We start from the raw sequence: 19,652 nt of genomic DNA, 5'->3' as shown, positions 1-19,652 counted from the left end.
CAGCGTATATTAGGGGCGTATGGAGTCCGGTTCCGCCCCAATGTCCGCCGAAACGCCACCGAATCCGCCGCCGAAGCGATCATTTTCGCTATCGATCGGCCAGATGACGTATGGCAGCTTCATCCTGGTGCTGGCGGTGATCATCGTCACCTCGACTGCGAGCGTGATCGCGATCCGGCACATCGATGCCACCTTCGCCGAACTCCAGCGGCTGCAAAGCGTCGGCGATCTCGCCGAAGACATCGACCGCCGCATGAACGATTTGCGGCTCGCCGCGCGTGACTTCGTCACCGATCCCGGCGCCGGCATCCAGTTCAAGCAGGTCGGCGAGGCCGCCTCGACGCTGAGCGACATCCTCAAGAAGACCCGGATCGAGCTCGCGCCCGAGCAGCAGGACATGATCGACGGCGTCTCCGAGCGGCTCGCGACCTATCGCAGCGGGCTGGATCGGATATCGACCCTGATCGATCGCCGCGCGCAACTGCTTGCCGGGCTGCCCCCGCTGCGCGACCAGTTCGACGCGGCGGTCTCCGAAAGCGGGGACCGTGATCTCGCCGCGCGCCTGTCGGAAGCCCAGAGCCGGATCGCGCTTGGGCTGCTCGCGCGCAATCCCTCGGCGGCCGAACAGGCCGCCCAGGGCATGCGGACGATGAACATTGCCGATGGCAAATTGAAGACGGCGGTGAACAATTACGCCGATGCCATCATCGCTGTCGCCGTGCGCGAACGGCAGATCGCCGATATCGACCGCGAGGTGCTGGGCACCGAGGGCCGGCTGATCGGGCGGGTCACCGAATTGCTGCGCGACGTCAGCGACCGCCGTGGCCATGTGCTGTCGCGCGACTTTGCCCGGACGCTGGCGGAGGCCCGCTGGCAGAGCATCGTGCTAGGCAGTATGGGCGTCTTGATCGGCATCCTCGCCGCCGTCCTCGTGGTGGGGCGCACGGTGCGGCCGCTGGCGCAGATCGCGCGCTCCATCCGCGCGCTTGCGGCTGGCGTGAAGGATACGTCGATCCCGTCGGCCGATCTCAACAACGAGATTGGCGATATCGCACGCGCGGCCGAAGTGTTCCGCCGTGCGCTGGAGGAGGCCGATACGGCCCGCGAAGCGGCGGTGCGCGCGCTCACCGAGCAGCGGCTGGCCGAAGAGAGCTACCGAAAACTGTTCGAGGGCTCGGTCGACGGCATCTACGTGACGACGCCGGCAGGCGATCTTCTCAACGCCAATCCGGCGCTGGCGCGGATGATGGGCTATGACAGTCCGCAGCACCTGATCGACAGCATCAACGACATCGCCCACACCATCTATGTCCATCCCGAGGCGCGCGCGGAATATCAACGGTTGATGCATCGCGACGGCATGGTGCGCGAGTTCGAGTATCAGGTGCGGCAGCGCAGCGGCGACATCCTCTGGCTTTCCGACAGCGCAACCGGCGTGCGGGACGAGCAGGGCACGATCGTCCGCTACGAGGGCACGCTGCGCGACATCACCGACCAGAAGCGGGCGGAAGATGCCATCGCCGAAGGCCGGCGCCTGTTGCAGCAGGTCATCGACACCGTGCCCGCGGTCATCAACGTCAAGGACCGCAATCTCCGCTACGTGCTGATGAACCGCTACATGGCCGGCATCTTCGGCATCGAGCCCGGTGATGCGCTCGGCCGCACCACCGCGGACCTGATGTCGCGCTATGGCGCTGCCAAGACCGACGAGAACGACAAGCGAGTGCTGAGCCAGCGCAAGGGGCTCGGATTCTACGAGGAGGAATACAAGGACGCCTCCGGCAACATGCGGCAATGGCTGGTCAACAAGCTGCCGCTGCTCGATGCCGAGGGCGAGATCGAGCGGATCGTCACCGTGGCGCTCGACATCGGCGAACGCAAGCGCGGCGAGCAGGAGATGCGCAAGGCCAAGGACGCCGCCGAAACCGCCTTGCGCAATCTGCGCGAGACCCAGGCCTCGCTGATCGAGGCGGAGAAGCTCGCCGCCCTCGGACGCCTGGTCGCCGGCGTCGCGCACGAGGTCAACAATCCCGTCGGCATCAGCCTGACGGTCGCCTCTGCGCTCGAGCGCAAGACCGCCATGTTCAGCGCCGAGGTCGAGCGCGGCGAGCTTCGCCGCTCGACGCTCAACGACTATCTCAACACCAGTCGCGATGCGTCCTCGCAGCTCGTCTCCAATCTGAATCGTGCGGCCGAGCTGATCCAGTCATTCAAGCAGGTCGCGGCCGATCGCAATTATTCAGACCAGCGCACCTTCGACCTCGCCGACCTCACCGAGCAGGTGGTGATGAGCCTGCGCCCGGGCCTGCGCAAGCAGAACCTGACGCTCAACGTTGAGTGCCAGCCCAATCTGACCATGAACAGCTATCCCGGCCCGTACGGCCAGGTGCTGACCAATCTGTTCCTGAATTCGGTGGCGCACGCTTTCCCCGACGGACGTCCCGGGATCATCGACATCCAGGTGCGCGAGTCCGGCAAGGACAATGTGGAGGTCATCGTCTCCGACAATGGCTGTGGCATGAGCCTCGACGTGCGGCGCCGCGCCTTTGATCCGTTTTTCACCACGCGGCGCGACCAGGGCGGTACCGGTCTCGGATTGCACATCGTCTACAGCATCGTTACCAACCGGCTCGGCGGCCGGCTCGATCTCGATTCCGAGCCTGGCGGCGGCACGCGCATCCAGATGATCTTGCCGCGCGTCGCACCACTGGAGCAGGCCGCAGAATAGTACGCGCTAGAGCCTTTCCCGTTCCGATGGAATCGGAACGGGGCTCCAGATTCTTGTTTTGACGCGTTTTCTTGACGCGAACCGGTATCCACTTCGCTCGAAAACGCTTTAATCGACGTCGACGAGCTTGTGCAGGGTCGCGCCGAAAATCAGGCTGGCCTTGCCGACCAGCGCCGTTCCCGTCATCTCCGCACGAGTATCGGTGTAGGTCCCGCTGACGCCGATGCCAACAGGGGCAGGGCCACCGAACAGCGGATTGTCATCGCCGCGCGGCGTGGTGTGTCGTTGCACCAGCACCTCGCCCTTGAACGTGTGGTCGTCCTTCACCACGTAGCGGCCGGTGTAATAGAGGTAGGCATCGCCGCCAAGGATCTTGCCGTCGCGAAAAAGAATCACGCCGCTGCCTTTCCCGACTCGACCATCGAGCAGGCTCACGTGAATCGAATAGAGGCCGTTCTTCATAACGTCCCATCGGCCGGCCACCATCGCCCAATGGCGTCACCGGTGAAGCTTTATGCCAAAGCGCAACCCCTCGCGCAACGCGGCAATTTTGCCGGCGGTGTCCTGTGCCGGCATGCGACCCGTAGTCGTCCCGGCTTGTCTGTAATGCAGATATGACGGTCTGATCATGCAGCGAGGCCAGTCGTTGCGAATCAGAGTTGGCCCGCGAAATGCATAACCATTGTTGCACTGGCCGCGGGGTGCTGGAGCAAGACGAACGTGAGCAACTGGATCAATTCCGGCGGCGAAGAGCCGCGTCTGTACGGTGCGACTACCACGATTTGTGAAATACAACGACGGCGGATCGGCCGTTCCACACGATGGCGAAGCGCGGCAAGTGTGGCTTGCGCGCTGGCGCTGATTGCCCCGCTCGGGCACGCGCGCGACCGCGGCCAGTTCGTCAACACCAGTACCGAGCTGAAGGCCTGGTTCGACAGCTTACGCAGCGGCAAGGGACCATGCTGCTCCGATGCAGACGGCTCGGCGATATCGGATTCCGATTGGGAGAGCAAGGACGGGCACTATCGTGTGCGCATCCCGCGCCTCGGCTACGTCATCGAAGGCAAGCAGCAAGAGCTGGTCTGGGTTGATGTGCCCGAGGAGGCCGTGATCTCGGAGCCCAATCGGGTTGGACGAACCATGGTGTGGCCGATCTATGGCTATATGGGCGTCACCATTCGCTGCTTTATGCCCGGTAGCATGACCTAGCTGACCGGGCGGCGCCTCGCCCGCCGCGTCAGGTATATTTCTTGTCGCGCTCGAGCAGCTCGACGGAGATGCCTTCGGGACCACGGATGAAGCAGATGCGTACGCCGGGCCGAATCGTGGTCGGCTCGCGCGTGAACGTCACGCCCTTGGCCTTGATTTCGGCAGCGACGGCGTCGATGTCCTTCACGGTGAGACCGAAATGGTCGAGGCCCTGATGCGGATGTTGAGGCGGCGGGTTGACGGCGCTGTCACCCTCCAGCGGCGCGATGAAGATCCTTGCGCCGCCGAGATTGACGTCGATTCGCCCCGGTGCGCGCACGATCTCGCCGCCGAGGATATCGCGCAGCCAGGCCGCGGTCGCTTCCGGATCGGGACTGCGCAGATGGACGTGATCCCAGGTGACGGCGAAAGGCATTTCAATTCCTCCCGATAAGGCCTTCGATGTTGCAGCGCATGTTAGCGATCCCCATCGACGATCGCCACTATGGCTCCGCCCTGAGATTTGCCACAGCGGCGGGAACCTCAATTCGTCTCGCGGATTAAACGAGGAGCGAGCAACGCATCCATGAAATCAGGGCTTGGCCGGATCGGACTGGGACCTTTCGTCGGGAACGGCGAGGAGCGGCAACGGGTCCAGGCGGCCACCAGCATTTGGTTGAAACGAGGCCTATTGTGGCTGCTGGCCGTGAGCGTGGTCGGCGCTTCCGTCTGGCTGTTGATGCCTCCCTCCGAAGGCAATGTCGTCCAAACCGAACCCGTGAAATTGGCACTGGCAAGTGACGATTCTGCTTCGCCAATTTCAGCCTCAGATACCTCGGCTCTGGAAGCCGCCGGGCTCGACCGGATGAAGATCTCGTCGCAGACCTGGCGTCGCGGCGGGCTCGGCTCGAAGGCGCTGGTGACGTTCACCGTGCGAAATGGCAACGACTATGCCGTAAAGGATCTTGAGATCGTCTGTGCGTTCATGCGGCGCGACGGCAGCCACCTGACCGACCGCAGCCGCGTTCTGGCGGATACGGTCAGCATGAAGAGCCGCAAGACTTTTGCGCGCGTTCCCGTTGGATTCGTCAACGTGAACGCCGATCAGGCGAAGTGTTCGCTGGTGACGGCGCGGCGGGCCTGAGGGGCCATTCCGCTAGCGGAAAAGTTACCGTCCTTGCCCCTTGGCCAAAAATCTTGGCGTTGCCAATTGAACCTAAGGCTGGGAGCAGGAACCAATTAGAGGATCGCCGGTTGAGGCGATGGGCCCACGCGGGGATGCGGGGCGGAGCGCGGTCAATGCCCATCTTTCGGTATTTCATGTTTGTCGGTGGAGCGCTGCTCGCATTGTTGTTTGCGGCAGATTTTGTTTGGCCGATAGCGCCGATTGCCCAAACCGTCGGCGTTGCGAGTTACGACCAGCCGCTGATCCGGATCCGGTCCGATCGCCATTTGCCTGACCGGGTCGTGCTCGACACCAACCAACCTACCGTTGCCGCGCCGATGGTGAGGACGGCTTCCGCCGCGGCGCCACAGCCGACCGCGCAGGCAGACGTGTTGGCTGACATGTCAGCCAAGGCACGGGTGCGCGAGACATTCGCTCAGCTCACGCCAGCCGATGCGGCTGCGGCCAAGAAGGCTGACGCCAATCCGCAAGCTCAGGTTGCCCAGGCCCAGACGCCCCAGGCGCCGGCGCACCCGAGGCGCAAGGTCGTCCGGGCGCGTCCGATGCCGCAGCGTGGCCAGCCGATGATGCTGGTGGCGCAGCAGCCGCATTTCGGTCTGTTCAACACCACTTGGTGAGAGCGCTTTTGACCCGTCTCGAAACGAGGCGGGAGGGCTTTTTATTGTCCGGCCTCTCTGCTAATTCGAACCGAACCGAACGTCGTCGGTGTGCTGGCCTGCCAGCATACGACCGCGGCGCTTCGGCTGGTGGCCCAATACCTGGGGTCAGGCGCTCGTAGCTCAGCTGGATAGAGCATCGGATTTCGATTCCGAGGGTCGGAGGTTCGAATCCTTCCGAGCGCGCCAGGCCGGGCCGTCAGCTGCGGATAATTTCCGGAACAGGGACCGCGTCATCACAGGGAAGCCGCCTGCGTTCATGGATAGGGCGTTGCGTCTGGAAGACCGTGAACAGGGCCTGGTATGCGGCGGCGCGCTTGATGATGACTGCGCCATCCGCTGCGCGTTAAAGGGCCTGGAGCCGGGTTTGCCGGGCCCGCGCCAGTGTGTCCGAGGGCGCTTCGTGGAAGGTCGCGCGATAGGCCGCGGCAAACTCGCCGAGGTGATGGAAGCCCTGGGCGCGCGCGCACGAGGCGATTGAGGTGCCCCCGCTTCTGAGGAGTTGTGTGCGGGTGGCCCAAAGCCGCTTCAGGCGGATGTATTGATGCAGGCTCATGCCGCGCACCTTGGCCACGGCGCCCCCGAGCGTGCGGACCGAGACGCCGAATTCATCGGCGAGATCGGCCGTATAGATCGGAGCGGTCGGATAGGCACTGATGTAGTCGTCGATCTGCTGCACGAGCCTGGCCGACCGTGCGCCCGCTCTTGGGGCGCAGCGATCCGACAGCGGGTTCATTCGAAACAGGTCGTCGAAGGCGAGCAGGAGGCCCTCCTGAAGATGGGCGGCGGCCTCCGTGGTCTCGAACATCTGTGGCTGGACCGACGCGGTCCACAGGATGTCCTGCACAAGCCGCCGCGCGTAGGTTTGTGCGGAGGGGTCGGCAATGCGGACCCACAAGGCATCGGCATGATCGAACCAGCCGCGGTCCTGAAGCGTGGGCGAGAACATGATCAACGCGTGATGATTGATCTGGGGCTCGACGAAATGGCAATGGTGGTTGCCGCGCAGGGCGATGAAGAAGCGCGAATCGATTTCCATTCCGCTCGAACTGGCGCGCAGATCATCGCTCATGGGCAGGATCACCATGCCGCCCGGCGCGCGGTAGGTGGTCTCGAGGATGCGCGCAAACGACCTTGCGACGATGATCCGGCATGCCGGCAGGTTCACGATTGCTCGCGCTGCCGCGAAATTGGCGACGTCGAGGGGAATGCTCCGGGAATCTTCCAAGGCTTCGGCCGGTCGAAACGAGTCCACATCGGTAAACCGGGTTACCTGGAGCGCGGAGGAGGGGGCGAGAGCGTCGAAGAACATGCGTCTGGCCGGATGCTGCAATGTGACAATAAAATGAACGTCGATATGTGGCCATCCATGGCCATCCATGGCGATTCAGTAAACCGGATTTCCGGCCTTAGTATTGCGGACATCATGCCGCCATCGATGTCACCGTCAACGGTCGCGGCTCATCGGCTGACCGGTGGTAAGGTCGATGAAATGGAGCCTTGTACAGGCGGGGCAGTTAAAGGATTCAAAGCTCCGGCCCTCGTGCTCCTGCCGCCTTTCGAGATGGGTTTGCACATTCATGCCCGTCTGCGGGCATCGGAAAACAATCAAATCAGCCATCAGAACAGAATGACAGCAGGGCAAATTTTATCTTTGATCTAGATCAGTTTTGGAATTGCGCCAGGCTGATCGGCCGTGGCAGTCCCGCTATCTCGCAAAAGCGAAGGGGCCCAGAGGGCCCCTGCAAATCTCACCAGCGGCGATAGCCGTAATAGCCATAATAGCGAGGGCCATAATAACGCGGGCCGTAATAGCGCGGCGGCCCATAATATCCATATCCGGGCCCGTAACCGTAATAGACGTTCGGCCGCCACCAGCAGCGTCCCCAGGCGTTGCAGACCATGCGGACCTGCTCGACGTCAGAGACCTGCGCGGTCGCAGGCGCCGGCGCAACCGGCATGGCCGACGCCGTCGACGATGCCGCAAGAGCACCGAACAGGGACGCGGCGACGAGGCCGATCTTGAGATTCATGATGTATTCCTCCGTTTACGCAACGAAGGATATCGAAGTTGTTCTGATGAAATTGTGGCGGAGCCGAAATGTAATGCTGATGAACAAATCTTCCGCTCTTCCGTCGTAGGCCCGACCATCACTTGCCGGGCCCAGCTCCTCGATCATCGCCACCCTCGTTGATCCTGCGCAATTCGTCAGTGCGCCTTCGTGCCTAATCTTGCAATGGTGGCCGTCCTTCGCCGAATTCGAAGAATAGGCGCACAGATGGTTTGGAGCAGTGCAATGAACAAGATGAGGATCGACAAGGGCGACTGGCTCGTCGTGTGCGACGGACGCAAGGCGCTCATCCTGGAAAATCTCGGTGACGAGATGTTTCCGAACCTTCACACCAGGGAGGTTCGCGAGCAGGACAATCCATCCACGGCCGCGCAAGGGACCGACGCGCCTGGCAGGTTCCATGCATCCGTCGGCGGTGCCCGCAGCTCGGCGGAGCAGACCGATTGGCACGACGAAGCCGAACGCACATTCCTGCGCAGTCTGGCTGAGCGGCTCGATACCGCGCTCAGCACCGGAGAGACCTCAGGCCTGACCATGGTGGCCTCACCGCGCGCGCTGGGCATGATCCGGACCGATTATTCGGACGCTGTGCGCAGGGCGCTTCGCGGAGAGGTCGGCAAGGACCTCGTCAAGTTGCCGGTCTATGAGATCGAGAAGCAGTTGCTGCTGTCGGGGGCGGTCGGATAGGGACTGCCCGCCGGGAGAGGACGCTCGCGGCGCCCCTCAGTAGCAGGGGTGCCGGCGGCGGTCCTGACCGACATAGCCAGCCGCGCTCTGGTAGCAGTGGTTGGTCGACGGGCCGTCATAGTAGGCGAAGGTGCCCGGGGTGATACCCGGGCCATAATTGTGCAGATAGCTGATCGGGTAGGGCAGCGGATTGGCGTGATAGCGATGGTACCGGTGGTGCACCCGCGCCTCCGCGTAGCCAGGGGCAAGGACTGCCGCCGACAGGGCAGCAACAGCGGCTACAAGGGCCAACTTGCTCATCTCGATTCTCCGGAACCCGCAAATAAGTCTGTCATCTATAGCCATTTCGGGCCGCCGGGGCACCCGTCTGAAGCCTCGAAATCGGGGCAAATCCGGCAGATTCCTCGACGGGTGTGACAGAATTGCCGGTCCCAGGGGCGAACGCTGCCCATTTTTGGCCTTTTCGGGATGCTTAACGAATTCCCCACACAAGTATGGCCAAAGAGAATCCGGTTAAAGATTTCTCGCGCCGGCTCCTTTGGGGTTTTGTCTGGGGTGCTCTTCGGGGCCGGTTCGTTCCTTGCAAGGTTTTCGTCGTCAAGCTGCCATGCGCATCACGCTCCTCAGCCTGCTGTTGCTCTTCGTCGCTGCCGCTACTCCCGCGCGGGCCCAGCTGCATATCACCCGCGACCACGGCGGCTATGTCGAGGAGTACAAGGCCAAATACAAGCGCGTCCGCGACACCGGCGAGCGCGTGATCATCGATGGCATCTGCAATTCGGCCTGCACGCTGGTTCTCGGCATCGTGCCGCTGAACAAGATCTGCGTGACGCCCAAGGCGAGCCTCGGCTTCCACCAGGCCTACTACGACAAGGCCTTCACCTTCGGCATCAAGGTCACCAGTGCGGAAGGGACGTCCGACCTGATGTCCTATTATCCGGATACGGTGAAAGACTGGATCCGCCGCAATGGCGGGCTCACCACCGACATGAAGAAGATCAAGAACGGGGTCGAACTCTGGAAGATCATCGATCCCTGTCCGGAAGAATGGTGAGCGGCTGATCTGAGCCGCCGCGTCCATCGCAGCGCAGCATCAGAAATTCGCATTGCCGCACGACCGCTCGCTCGGGCAATGAGGGGGCAATGAATCATAACCAAGATCATCTCGCTGCCCGCACAGCGCCGGTGCTGTTCGTCCTGCTCTGGAGCACCGGCTTTATCGCCACCAAATACGTCGTCGACAACGCCGATCCCTTCACCTACCTCGCCATCCGCATGGCGGTGGTGGTCGGCCTGATGGCAATCATCGCAGGCATCGCCCGACCGAAATGGCCTGATCGCGCAGGGATAGCGCACAGCGCCGTCGCCGGCGTCCTCGTCCACGGCTTCTATCTCGGCGGCACCGCGATTGCGATCGCGCATTCGATTCCGGCGGGGCTCTCCGCGCTCATCCCGGGGCTGCAGCCGATCCTGACCTCGACGATCGCCAACCGCTGGCTGGGCGAGAAGGTGACCCCGGTGCAATGGGCGGGCCTCGTGCTCGGCCTCGGCGGCGTCGGGCTGATCCTGCACAACCGCCCGATGTCCGGCGAAGCCGGGCTGGGCTGGCTCGCCTCGGTGGTTTCGCTGATCAGCATCACGCTTGGCACGCTCTACCAGCGCCGCTATTGCAACCACATCGACTGGCGTGCCGGCAATCTCGTGCAGTACGTGGCGGTGACGATCTTCTTCACGCTCGGCGCCTTTCTGTTCGAAGATCGGGTCGTGCACTGGACACGGGAGTTCGTGCTCGCATTGGCCTGGCTTGCGGTCGCGCTCTCGATCGGATCGATCGGCCTGTTGTACTGGCTGATCCGCCACGCTGCGGCGACATCGGTCGCGAGCCTGTTCTACCTGGTGCCAGCCGTGACTTCGCTGATGGCCTATCTGCTATTCGGCGAGAAGCTCGACGCGCTGGCGATCGCCGGCATGGCGATGTGCGCGGCTGCGGTGTTCGTGGTCAACCGCCGCTTCGGCGCGTAGGCGGGCTTGCCGGAATACATCCCTGACGTGCAAGGTCGATCATGTTAGGCTGACCGTATTTCAGCGGCCCGCGCACACGGTGATTTCCATGAAGACGGCAAAACGCGCATTGCTCGGCAGGTCCCTGAAGCCGGTCAGGATTGCCTGCATCAACTATGCCCGGGAGTCGATTGGCGACGGCGATATGAGGCTGCTCACCGCGGCACTGCAAAAGTGTTACGACAAGCATTTCCTGCCGGTGTGGGGCTATCCGGTCGACCTCTATGTCACGCGCAAGCCGAAGGCCACCGATTGGCAATTGGTTTATTTCGACGATGCCCTGCACAAGAATATGCTCGGACGCCACGAGCTCACCTATCGCGGCCAACCGATCTCGAAAATCTTCGTCAAGGCGCTGGATGGCGGGGCGGTCAGCGTGGCGGCCTCGCACGAACTGTTTGAGATGGTGCTCGATCCCATGGCCAATCTCTGGGCCGACCAAAATCGGAACACCCAATACGCCTATGAAGTCTGCGACGCCGTGGAGGAAGACACCTTCAAGGTCGACGGTTTGCCGATGTCGAACTTCGTCTATCCGTCCTGGTTCGAGCCGTTCAGGCATCCCCGCGGCACCAAGTTCGACCACAAGGGAACGCTGAAAGCGCCGTTCTCGATGGCCGAGGGCGGCTACGTTATCAAGAAGGTCAACGGACGGAAGGTGATCAGGGCGTTCGGCTCACCTGCGAAGCGGCGACGCTTCGCGAAAGAGGACCGGCGGGGCCATCGCAGCGAGTTTCGCGATCCGAAGGGCCAGCATCACCCGGGGCGGCGCGCCGCCAAGCGGCGAGGGTAGGAGGGGCCTCCGGACGCGCCCACACCCGGAGACCCACTTTGCGCTGTGATCAGCGCTTGGCCTTCTTGGCCTTCTTTTTCGACTTGGTGGCTTTCTTCCCAGATTTCTTGGCAGCCTTTTTCGCAGACTTCTTGGCTGCTTTCTTCGAAGACTTCTTTGCAGCCTTCTTTGCAGCCTTCTTGGCTTTCTTCTTCGAAGCCTTCTTGGGCGCGGCTTTCTTCGCGACCTTCTTCACCTTCTTGACGGCGCTGACGGCGGCGTCCTTGGTTGCTTCCACGGCGGTGGTCATCGTCTCCATCACCTGCGCGGTGATCGGCTTGTCGTCGTCCATATCGTGTCCCCCACGGTTTGCATGGAACGATGACGATAGCGGGTTTCACGATTGTGTCAAAGCAACGCTCAACCTTTGCGGATCTTTGCGTAGGCGGCGAGCGCTCGCTCGCGTGCCCTAGCATGATCGATGAGCGGTTGTGGATAGGTCTTTCCGAGCGTAACGCCTGCGCTCGCAAGCTCAATTGGTGTGGCCTGCCACGGCTGATGGATCAGCTTTGCCGGCATGTCCTTCAGCTCCGGCAGCCAGCGCCGGACATAGGCTCCCTCAGGATCGAACTTCTCACCTTGGAGCACCGGATTGAACACGCGGAAATAAGGTGCGGCATCGGCGCCGCAGCCGGCGACCCATTGCCAATTGGCCGGATTGCTGCCGGCGTCCGCGTCGACCAGCGTGTCCCAGAACCAGGCTTCGCCATCGCGCCAATCGATCAGCAGGTGCTTGACCAGGAACGATGCGACCACCATCCGGACCCGGTTGTGCATCACGCCGGTGTGCCAGAGCTCGCGCATGCCGGCATCGACGATGGGGTAGCCGGTGCAGCCGCGCTGCCAGGCGGCGAGCGCCTTCTTGTCAGCCTTCCAGGGGAAGTCGTCGAAGTTGGTTTGGAGGTTCTCGGTGGCGAGATTCGGATGGTCGCGGAGCAGGTGGCGGCAGAACTCGCGCCAACCCAGCTCACTCAGGAACTTGTCGATGCCTGAGCCGATCCCCGGATTCGCCGCCGCGGCAAAGCGCGCCGCGTGCCAGATTTGGCGCGGGCTAAGCTCGCCAAACCGCAAATGCGGTGACAGGCCTGAGGTGCTCTGGCGATCGGGGCGGTCGCGGTCGCCGGCATAAGTGTGCACGGTGTGCTTGAGGAAGTCGCGCAGACGCGCCCGGGCTGATGCCTCGCCCGGCGTCCAGCTCTCGCGCAGGCCACCAGCCCAGTCGGGCTTGCTTGGCTCGAGCTGCCAGCTCTCCAGTCTGTCGCTCGCGATCTTCGGAGCCGGACGCAGCTCCTTCGGTGCGGGCAGCGGCTTGGGTGGGGCGCCGAGCGACAGCACCCGCCGCCAGAATGGCGTGAACACGCGCAAGCCCCGGCCTTCCTTGTTGCGGATCGCCGACGGCTGGACCAGCAAGTCGCCGGGAAAACTTTGCGAGTCCACGCCGAGCCTCGCCAGCGCTGTTTCGAGCTGTTTCTCGACGAGCTGATGCGGGGCCTGAGCGATCTCATTCCAATGGACGGCGCCTGCGCCAGTCTCCCGCACCACTTCGGGGATCACCCAGGCCGCCGATCCCTTGCGCAGGACCAGCGATCCGCCGTGCGCTGCAATGTCGGCGCCGAGCGCGCGCAGCGATTGGGCCAGCCACCAGCGCGCCGCGCCGCCAAGGGCCCGTCCGGCCGCTTCGTCGAGCACATAAAGGCAAATCACGGGCGCGCCGGATCTGGCGGCGGCGTGCAGGGCGGGGTGATCGGACAGTCGAAGGTCGTCGCGGAGCCAGACGATGACAGGCGGGGGGCTTGGCGGGGGCAGGTGCGTCCTCGTTTACGCTTTGGAAAGTATGCCGCGGGAGGTGGTGTGAACCAGCGTTAATGGGGCCGTAAGCGGATTGCATGAATATGCAGGAATTCCGGGGGTAGTTCCATTCATGACCAACTCGTTAACGGTGAAGTTCTTGCCTCGGTTCAAGCTGGGGACCAAGGCCGTCCTGTGCGCGGTCCTGCTGATTGCGATGAATACCGCATTGGTGGTCGGCGCCGGCTACTGGTCTCTTACCTCCGCCTTCAACGATCGCGCGTTGCGCGACATCGAGGTCAGCCTGCGCACGCTGGCGCTGGCCTTCGCCGAGGTCGTTCCTGACGCCAGGATCACCATGCGCGATGGTGCGGTGGCGCGCGCCGAGATCGCCAAGATGCCCGAGTTCAAAGATCACGCCATCGTCGATCGTGCGGTGTCCTATGTCGGGGGCAATGCGACCCTGTTCGTGTTCGACGATGCGAGCGGGCAGTTCGTCCGCCGCTCGACCAACGTGAAAAAGGAGAACGGCGACCGTGCCGTTGGCACCCAGCTTGCCGCCGACCATCCGGCACAAGCAGGCCTGCGCCGTGGCGAGGCTTATAAGGGGCCGGCCACGCTGTTCGGCAAGTCCTTCATGACGGCTTATTTCCCGATTTCGGATGCGACTGGCAAAATCGTCGGCATTCTCTATGTCGGCATCCCCATGGCGCAGTACGAGACCATGCTGTCTCAGGCCATCGCGAGCATGGCAATTGCGGCCGGCATCGCCGCGCTGCTGGTCCTGGTGCTGACCATGCTGGTCGTCCGCCGCGTCACCCGGCCACTGAGCTCGGTCACCCGTTCGCTGACGGCTCTCGCCAATGGCAAGAGCGATGTCGCGCTCGATTGCGAGGACCGTGCCGACGAGATCGGCGAGATCGCGCGCACCGTTGCGGTGTTCAAGAGCAATTCGCTGGAGCGGGCGCGGATGCGCAGCGAACAGGCGGAAGCCGCGACGGCGGCAGCCGAGCAGCGCAAGGCCGACCTTCGCAACTTCGTTGCTGAATTCCGCAGCGGCGTCGGTGGCATGCTCGACAAGGTTCTGCGTTCCTCCGGCGAGTTCGAGCGCGTGGCGCGGCAATTGACCGACACCGCGCGCTCCGCCGCTGATCTGTCGGCGAGATCGGCCGGCGCATCCGAGCAGGCCTCCGACCACGTCCGAGCGGCGGCGTCGGCCTCCGACGAGCTGTCGCAGTCGATCTCCGAGATCACCAAAAGGGTACAGGAATCCAACGCGATCTCCGCCGAGGCGGTGCAGCAGGCCGAGGCCACCGATCAGCGCATCGCGCAGCTCTCGGAAGCAGGCGCGCGCATCGGCGACGTCGTCAAGCTCATCACCTCGATCGCCGAGCAGACCAATTTGCTGGCGCTGAACGCCACCATCGAGGCGGCGCGCGCGGGCGATGCGGGCCGCGGCTTTGCGGTGGTGGCCCAGGAGGTCAAGACGCTTGCGGGCCAGACCGCGAAGGCGACCGACGAGATCTCAACCCAGATCGCGAGCATGCAGCTTGCGACCGAGGAGTCGGTGACCGCCATCAAGGCGATCACCGAGACCATCGAGCGCATCAGCGGCATCGCGGGCTCGATCTCGGCTGCGGTCGAGCAGCAGCGCAGCGCCACGCACAATATCGCGGCCAGCGTTCGCGCGGCGGCCTCGGGCACCGCCGACGTGGCCATCAATGTCCGTCAGGCCGCCGAAGGCGCGAGCGAGACGGGCGAAACCTCGAGCCGGATGTTTGCCTCCGCCCAGGCATTGTCGGGCGAGAGCCGGAGCCTGAAGGCCGAGGTCGACAGCTTCCTCGACCGCGTGCAAGCGGCTTGATGAGCGAGGCGGGCCGAAACCATCGGCCCGCTGTGACGTAGCTGACGGCAAGATGTGACTGCCTGCGCCTTGCGGGCAGGGGAGGCCGCCAGTGAACCGCATCGCCGTGCTTTATGTCGCAACCCTTGTCGTGCTGACCGGGCTGGATTTCCTGTTCCTTGGTCTGATCGCCAAGGGCTTTTTCACCGCGGAAGTTGGCGACATGCTGGGTGAGCTGAAGCCTTTGCCGGCGATCCTGTTCTACCTGCTCTATGTCGGCGGCGTTCTGATCTTTGTCAGCGGCTCTGCGGATGCGACCTGGCAATCGACGCTGCTCTATGGCGCGCTGTTCGGCCTGTTTTGTTATGCGACGTTCGATCTCACCGCGCTGGCACTGCTCAAGCATTGGAGCTGGCCGGTCGCGTTCGTCGACATCGGCTGGGGCGCGGTGGTGACCGCGGTCTCGTCGACCGCGGGTCTGTTGCTGACGGATCGTTTTACTTGATGGCGTCATTCCGGGACGGTCCGCAGGACCGAGCTCAGGTGCGCGCTTGCGCACCGGAGAATCTCGAGATCCCGGGTTCGATGCTTCGCATCGCCCCGGGATGACGATTGGTTATTTCGGCTGCGGCACGATGCGGATGTAGGGCTTCGGTTCCTTCCAGCCCTGCGGATAGATCGTCTTGGCCTCGTCGTTGGAGACCGAGCCCGCGATGATGACGTCCTCGCCCTGCGACCAGTCGGCCGGCGTTGCGACGCGATGCTTGGCGGTGAGCTGGAGCGAGTCGATCACGCGCAGGATCTCCTGGAAATTCCGGCCGGTGGTCATCGGATAGACCAGCACCAGCTTGATCTTCTTGTCCGGCCCGATGATGAAGACGTTGCGGACGGTCTGGTTGTCGGCGGGCGTGCGGGTGAGGGGATCGCCCGAGGTCGAGGCCGGCAGCATCTCGTAGAGCTTCGAGACGTTGAAGTCGGTGTCGCCGATCAACGGATAGTTCGGCGCGGCGCCCTGGGTCTCCTTGATGTCTTCGGCCCATTTGGCATGGCGGTCGATCGGGTCGACCGAGAGGCCGATCAGCTTAACGCCGCGCTTGTCGAATTCCGGCTTCAGCTTGGCGAGTGCGCCGAGCTCGGTCGTGCAAACCGGCGTGAAGTCCTTGGGGTGAGAAAACAGCAGGGCCCAGCTATTACCGATCCAATCGTGGAACTTGATCTTCCCTTCAGTGGTCTCGGCTTCGAAGTCGGGGGCGGTGGTGCCGATCGGAAGTGTCATGGTTTGACCTCATCGCATTGAAATTGCTTGGAAATTACCGTCTGACCGTCAGGCCCAGTATAGGGACTTGTCGGCGCCAAGTGAACGCCAACTGAACGGCTTGAAGTAAAATGTGAATTCTTGCTCTGAAGGGCTGATTTCTCAGCACAATTTTGTTACGGCCGCACCTGCGGCGAAACATCTCCACCGGGGCTTCACGGTCTCGCTTGCCCCGATAATGCCTTTTATAACCCGCATCACGCCCGCCCGACGCTCTTACGGAACCGGAACGGTCCTCGCAGCGACTAATCGGCAACCATTGAGAAAAGTCGCGACCCCCGTATCCAATCATTAACCACCCCTTTACGCCCGCATGAAAATGCTGGTCGATCAGAAGAAATCTGGAAGTGAACTATGTCTGCCGCACTACCCAAGTCCCTTGAAGAGTCCGTTGAGTCGCCGTCGCTCGAACCGTCCTGCCGCGATACTGCGGCCCATGCCCTCACCATTGTGCGCGACGGCGTGATCACGGGGGAAGGTCCGACCACCAAGGGCCGGGTGCACTTTTCCCGCTCCATCGATGCCGATGACACCGCCTGGTGCGCGCGCATCCTGACCGCCGCCGCGGTCAACGACCAGCCGGTCAGCCGCGCCGAAGCCGAGGCGCTGTTCGAGATCAACGAGGCCGCGACCGAACGTGCCGACGGGGGCCGCTTCGACGATTTGCTGGCCAAGGCCGTCGCCCAGTATGCCGCGAGCGCTTCGGGCTTGAAAGTGCCGCCGCGCAGCGTCGCGCTGGCTCAGGACACCGACATCGAGAGCTGGGCACCGTCCTATGCCTCCAAGGTCAAGAGCGAGATGTTGGAGTGGATCGCCGGTCAGATGCGCGGCAAGCGCCAGAACAACCGTCGCCTGATGGCGATGGTGGCGACGTTCCTGGGTGCCACCGCGCTGCCTCTGGCGGGCCAACTGCCAAGCGTCTTCGACATTGGAATGTAAAAGAATCTGGGCCTGTAAGAACCGAGATAGTCCCGCGCCCCTTGCGAGGCGCGAGAGCAAGCGGCGGGGTTATTTCCCCGCCGTTTTTTGTTTGCCGCTCGCCGGCTCGAGGCCCAGCGTGCGGCCGGGGAATCCGGCGGCGTCGAAATAACGCTGGCTGCCGACGCGCTGGACGTTGAGCACGGTCTCCAGACCGTTCTCGGACTTCTTCTTCGACCGCTCGATTGACTTGAACGCCTTCGGCACGACGCCGTTGGGCAGCGCCTCCGACATCACCCGGCCGACCAGGCCGCCATTCTGCGAACCGCGCAGGCCGAGCAGCTGCGCCGCCGTCATGCCGACGTCGGCATTGCTGACCGGCAGCTCGTCGACATAGCCGGCTTTGAAGTCCGGACCGATCGCAGCCATGAAGTTGTAGGTGTCGCCGCGGCTGAAGCTGCCGTGCATGCCCTGGCCCTGGCGCAGCACGGTGTCGGCCACCTGCACCGAGCAATTGGTCGGCGCCTCGCCGCATTCGCTGGCATAGGAGCGGAAGTTGACCACGATCGCCGGCGTCGGCGTCGCCGCCTTGCCGCGCAGATTGATGCTCGACAGCGGCAGGGTGCCGGGGAAGCGGCCGAGGGCGTCGTCGACGAACAGGCCGGAGACGTAGTCCTGCTCCAGCAGGGCGTTGATGGTCCTGGCCGCCAGCTTCTTGTCCTTGTTCGGCAGATAGATCAGGTCCGAGCCGCCATTGGTGGCGACGACGAGGTCGGGCTTGGTCGGGTCCTTGCCGAGCACGCCGTTGCCGGCCTTCGGATGAGCGTTGCCGGTGACGGCGGCGTTCTTGTCGTTGGGGTCGAATAGCGGCAGGTCGAGCGCCTTGGCCAGGTCGAGGGCGACGAAGCCCATCGGCAGGAAGTCCTTCGGTGTGTCGTCATAGCCGACCTTGGCCGAGGGGCTGGTCTTGCTCTCCTTGGAGATGGTCGAGAAGCCGTGGTCAGCCTGGATCATGATGTTGGTGCTCGCGGCAAGGCCGAGCTCGTCCAGCGCCTTGCGGATCTGGGCGAGGTTGTTGTCGACGTTCTTGATGCTCGCCATCGTGCTCGGTCCGTTGATGCCGGGCAGGATCTGGTTGAGGCTGTCGCCCTGATTGTGCTGGGTGCCGTCAGGGTCGCGCGACCAGAACACCAGCACGAACGGCTTGTTGCGTGCCTTGAACATCGGCAGCACCACCTTGGTGGCGACGTCGGCGAAATAGGCCTGCTGCGCGACGTTGGCGACCGTGGTGCCAGGCGTCTTGGCGTCGCCCGCCTTTGCGTTGTCGCCGCGCGACGGCGCAGCGAGGGGAAGGCCGGCCTTGGTCAGCGCCTCCTTGACCTCGTCCGACAGCGCCACGCCGTTCTTGCCGCCGGTGGCGTCATCGAACACGACCGAATGCAGGCCGGGCTTTTCGGGCTTGTCGGTGTGGTCGAACTGGTAGGTCGGACCATGCTTGCCCAGCGCGGCGGTGCTGTAGCCCTTGTCGCGGGCGATCTTCAGAATCGTCTCTTCGTTGAGATAGTCGCCCTTGAAATGCTCGTCGATGTCGCCGAGCACGGCGTCGTTCTCGATGAAGGGCACGACCGTGTCGCCGGCTGGCACCGAGGTGTAGTTGGTCCAGATCGTGTTGGAGAACACGCCGGTGTCGCCGAGATAGTGGCCGGTCGACATCGCCGAGCCGTTGGCCATGGTGAAGGTCGGGAACAGCGAATGCGAGTTCTTGAAGTTGACGCCCTTGTCGCGGACCTCGGCCATGGCCGGCGCGGTCTCGGGGGTGATCTTCAGGGCGCGCAGCCCGTCAGGAATGAACAGGATCAGGTTGCGGGGCGTGTTGTTCTCAGCGGAGGCAAAACCGCTGGACAGCAGTGTCAGCCCGGCCGACAGCAGCAGCAGTGAACGTCGCATCAAAATCTCCTAGCGGTGAGGCGGCTCGGCCGCCGATCCGCGGCCCCCGGCAATCGTTTAGTTTTGCTGTATGACGATTATGTTACAAGAGCGAGCGGGCATGCAGAAGTGATGGGGAGGGGGCAGGCATGCTGTGGCGTGGGCCCCGGCTCTGCAGCGCACCGCACCGGACGATGCTCCGCATCGCCGGGTACGCTGCGCTGCGTCCGGGGCACGAGTTTGCGTTTTGGGCGCACCTGCATCAACACCGTCATTGCGAGCGCAGCGAAGCAATTCAGAGTCTTTCCGCGGATACATCTCTGGATTGCTTCGCTGCGCTGGCAATGACGGAGTGTGTGGTGGCGGCGTCGCTCTTCAATCCGCATCTTCATCGCAGACACACTTTCGCATCCTCGCGGCTCATCTTGCCCGAGCTTTGTTTCATCGCCTTA

General features: G+C 63.3%; 21 protein-coding genes and 1 tRNA gene. 13 read left to right on the top strand and 9 right to left on the bottom strand.

What is annotated here, in order from left to right:
- Positions 1-40 precede the first annotated feature (40 nt).
- Complete coding sequence (locus XH80_RS12830) at positions 41-2,728, top strand: PAS domain S-box protein (protein WP_271598903.1); 2,688 nt, start codon at positions 41-43, stop codon at positions 2,726-2,728.
- Positions 2,729-2,836: 108 nt separating this feature from the next.
- On the opposite strand, the gene XH80_RS12825 is transcribed toward XH80_RS12830, so the two are convergent.
- Positions 2,837-3,190, bottom strand: coding sequence for a GrlR family regulatory protein (locus tag XH80_RS12825; protein WP_057751670.1), 354 nt, complete (start codon positions 3,188-3,190; stop codon positions 2,837-2,839).
- Between the two features lie 258 nt (positions 3,191-3,448).
- Here XH80_RS12825 and XH80_RS12820 point away from each other — a divergent pair, with 258 nt between their 5' ends.
- The gene (locus XH80_RS12820; RefSeq protein ID WP_271598902.1) at positions 3,449-3,937 is read left to right on the top strand and encodes a hypothetical protein; all 489 of its coding nucleotides are present in this window, start codon (positions 3,449-3,451) and stop codon (positions 3,935-3,937) included.
- 28 nt (positions 3,938-3,965) lie between these two features.
- Here XH80_RS12820 and XH80_RS12815 read toward each other — a convergent pair whose 3' ends face one another.
- Positions 3,966-4,352, bottom strand: coding sequence for a VOC family protein (locus XH80_RS12815; RefSeq protein ID WP_057751664.1), 387 nt, complete (start codon positions 4,350-4,352; stop codon positions 3,966-3,968).
- A gap of 150 nt (positions 4,353-4,502) precedes the next feature.
- Between XH80_RS12815 and XH80_RS12810 the strand changes: the two genes are divergently transcribed.
- From XH80_RS12810 to XH80_RS12800, 3 genes are all read left to right on the top strand, one after another.
- A complete protein-coding gene (locus XH80_RS12810; RefSeq protein ID WP_057751661.1) occupies positions 4,503-5,060 on the top strand; it encodes a hypothetical protein in 558 nt (185 codons plus the stop codon).
- A 155-nt stretch (positions 5,061-5,215) separates the two neighbouring features.
- Complete coding sequence (locus XH80_RS12805) at positions 5,216-5,719, top strand: hypothetical protein (protein ID WP_271598901.1); 504 nt, start codon at positions 5,216-5,218, stop codon at positions 5,717-5,719.
- Positions 5,720-5,870: 151 nt separating this feature from the next.
- Positions 5,871-5,947 (top strand) — tRNA-Arg (locus XH80_RS12800).
- Positions 5,948-6,104: 157 nt separating this feature from the next.
- Here the strand turns inward: XH80_RS12800 and XH80_RS12795 are convergent.
- A complete protein-coding gene (locus tag XH80_RS12795; protein ID WP_271598944.1) occupies positions 6,105-7,070 on the bottom strand; it encodes an AraC family transcriptional regulator in 966 nt (321 codons plus the stop codon).
- 33 nt (positions 7,071-7,103) lie between these two features.
- On the opposite strand from XH80_RS12795, the gene XH80_RS12790 reads away from it, so the two are divergent.
- Entirely contained in the window at positions 7,104-7,421 is a 318-nt protein-coding gene (locus tag XH80_RS12790; RefSeq protein WP_271598946.1) for a hypothetical protein, read from the top strand.
- An 88-nt stretch (positions 7,422-7,509) separates the two neighbouring features.
- Here XH80_RS12790 and XH80_RS12785 read toward each other — a convergent pair whose 3' ends face one another.
- The gene (locus tag XH80_RS12785; protein ID WP_271598900.1) at positions 7,510-7,791 is read right to left on the bottom strand and encodes a hypothetical protein; all 282 of its coding nucleotides are present in this window, start codon (positions 7,789-7,791) and stop codon (positions 7,510-7,512) included.
- A 264-nt stretch (positions 7,792-8,055) separates the two neighbouring features.
- Here XH80_RS12785 and XH80_RS12780 point away from each other — a divergent pair, with 264 nt between their 5' ends.
- Positions 8,056-8,517 (top strand): baeRF12 domain-containing protein, encoded by a 462-nt coding sequence (locus XH80_RS12780; RefSeq protein ID WP_057751655.1) that lies wholly within the window; start codon positions 8,056-8,058, stop codon positions 8,515-8,517.
- A 36-nt stretch (positions 8,518-8,553) separates the two neighbouring features.
- On the opposite strand, the gene XH80_RS12775 is transcribed toward XH80_RS12780, so the two are convergent.
- Positions 8,554-8,817, bottom strand: a complete 264-nt coding sequence (locus XH80_RS12775; protein WP_271598899.1) for a hypothetical protein — start codon at positions 8,815-8,817, stop codon at positions 8,554-8,556.
- A gap of 307 nt (positions 8,818-9,124) precedes the next feature.
- Between XH80_RS12775 and XH80_RS12770 the strand changes: the two genes are divergently transcribed.
- The 3 genes from XH80_RS12770 (at position 9,125) to XH80_RS12760 (ending at position 11,371) form a co-directional block, all read left to right on the top strand.
- A complete protein-coding gene (locus XH80_RS12770) occupies positions 9,125-9,571 on the top strand; it encodes a hypothetical protein (RefSeq protein ID WP_057751653.1) in 447 nt (148 codons plus the stop codon).
- An 89-nt stretch (positions 9,572-9,660) separates the two neighbouring features.
- A complete protein-coding gene (locus tag XH80_RS12765) occupies positions 9,661-10,539 on the top strand; it encodes a DMT family transporter (RefSeq protein WP_271598898.1) in 879 nt (292 codons plus the stop codon).
- An 88-nt stretch (positions 10,540-10,627) separates the two neighbouring features.
- Positions 10,628-11,371, top strand: a complete 744-nt coding sequence (locus tag XH80_RS12760) for a hypothetical protein (protein WP_271598897.1) — start codon at positions 10,628-10,630, stop codon at positions 11,369-11,371.
- A 49-nt stretch (positions 11,372-11,420) separates the two neighbouring features.
- On the opposite strand, the gene XH80_RS12755 is transcribed toward XH80_RS12760, so the two are convergent.
- A complete protein-coding gene (locus XH80_RS12755; protein WP_271598896.1) occupies positions 11,421-11,702 on the bottom strand; it encodes a histone in 282 nt (93 codons plus the stop codon).
- A 68-nt stretch (positions 11,703-11,770) separates the two neighbouring features.
- Entirely contained in the window at positions 11,771-13,162 is a 1,392-nt protein-coding gene (locus XH80_RS12750) for a cryptochrome/photolyase family protein (RefSeq protein ID WP_271598943.1), read from the bottom strand.
- 169 nt (positions 13,163-13,331) lie between these two features.
- On the opposite strand from XH80_RS12750, the gene XH80_RS12745 reads away from it, so the two are divergent.
- Together XH80_RS12745 and XH80_RS12740 are read left to right on the top strand one after the other, a co-directional pair.
- The gene (locus XH80_RS12745; RefSeq protein WP_271598895.1) at positions 13,332-15,062 is read left to right on the top strand and encodes a methyl-accepting chemotaxis protein; all 1,731 of its coding nucleotides are present in this window, start codon (positions 13,332-13,334) and stop codon (positions 15,060-15,062) included.
- Positions 15,063-15,153: 91 nt separating this feature from the next.
- A complete protein-coding gene (locus XH80_RS12740; protein ID WP_057751635.1) occupies positions 15,154-15,546 on the top strand; it encodes a DUF2177 family protein in 393 nt (130 codons plus the stop codon).
- A 111-nt stretch (positions 15,547-15,657) separates the two neighbouring features.
- Here the strand turns inward: XH80_RS12740 and XH80_RS12735 are convergent, their stop codons facing one another.
- Positions 15,658-16,317, bottom strand: a complete 660-nt coding sequence (locus XH80_RS12735) for a peroxiredoxin (RefSeq protein ID WP_057751633.1) — start codon at positions 16,315-16,317, stop codon at positions 15,658-15,660.
- A gap of 393 nt (positions 16,318-16,710) precedes the next feature.
- Here XH80_RS12735 and XH80_RS12730 point away from each other — a divergent pair, with 393 nt between their 5' ends.
- A complete protein-coding gene (locus XH80_RS12730; protein WP_271598894.1) occupies positions 16,711-17,295 on the top strand; it encodes a hypothetical protein in 585 nt (194 codons plus the stop codon).
- 69 nt (positions 17,296-17,364) lie between these two features.
- On the opposite strand, the gene XH80_RS12725 is transcribed toward XH80_RS12730, so the two are convergent.
- The gene (locus tag XH80_RS12725; protein WP_271598893.1) at positions 17,365-19,221 is read right to left on the bottom strand and encodes an alkaline phosphatase family protein; all 1,857 of its coding nucleotides are present in this window, start codon (positions 19,219-19,221) and stop codon (positions 17,365-17,367) included.
- Positions 19,222-19,652 lie beyond the last annotated feature (431 nt).

Origin of the sequence: Bradyrhizobium sp. CCBAU 45384 (genome assembly GCF_028128665.1) — a bacterium.
In the GTDB taxonomy this organism is placed as follows: Bacteria; Pseudomonadota; Alphaproteobacteria; order Rhizobiales; family Xanthobacteraceae; genus Bradyrhizobium; species Bradyrhizobium manausense.
The sequence above is the reverse complement of the archived record's forward strand: the minus strand, read 5'-3'. Positions and strand labels throughout refer to the sequence as shown.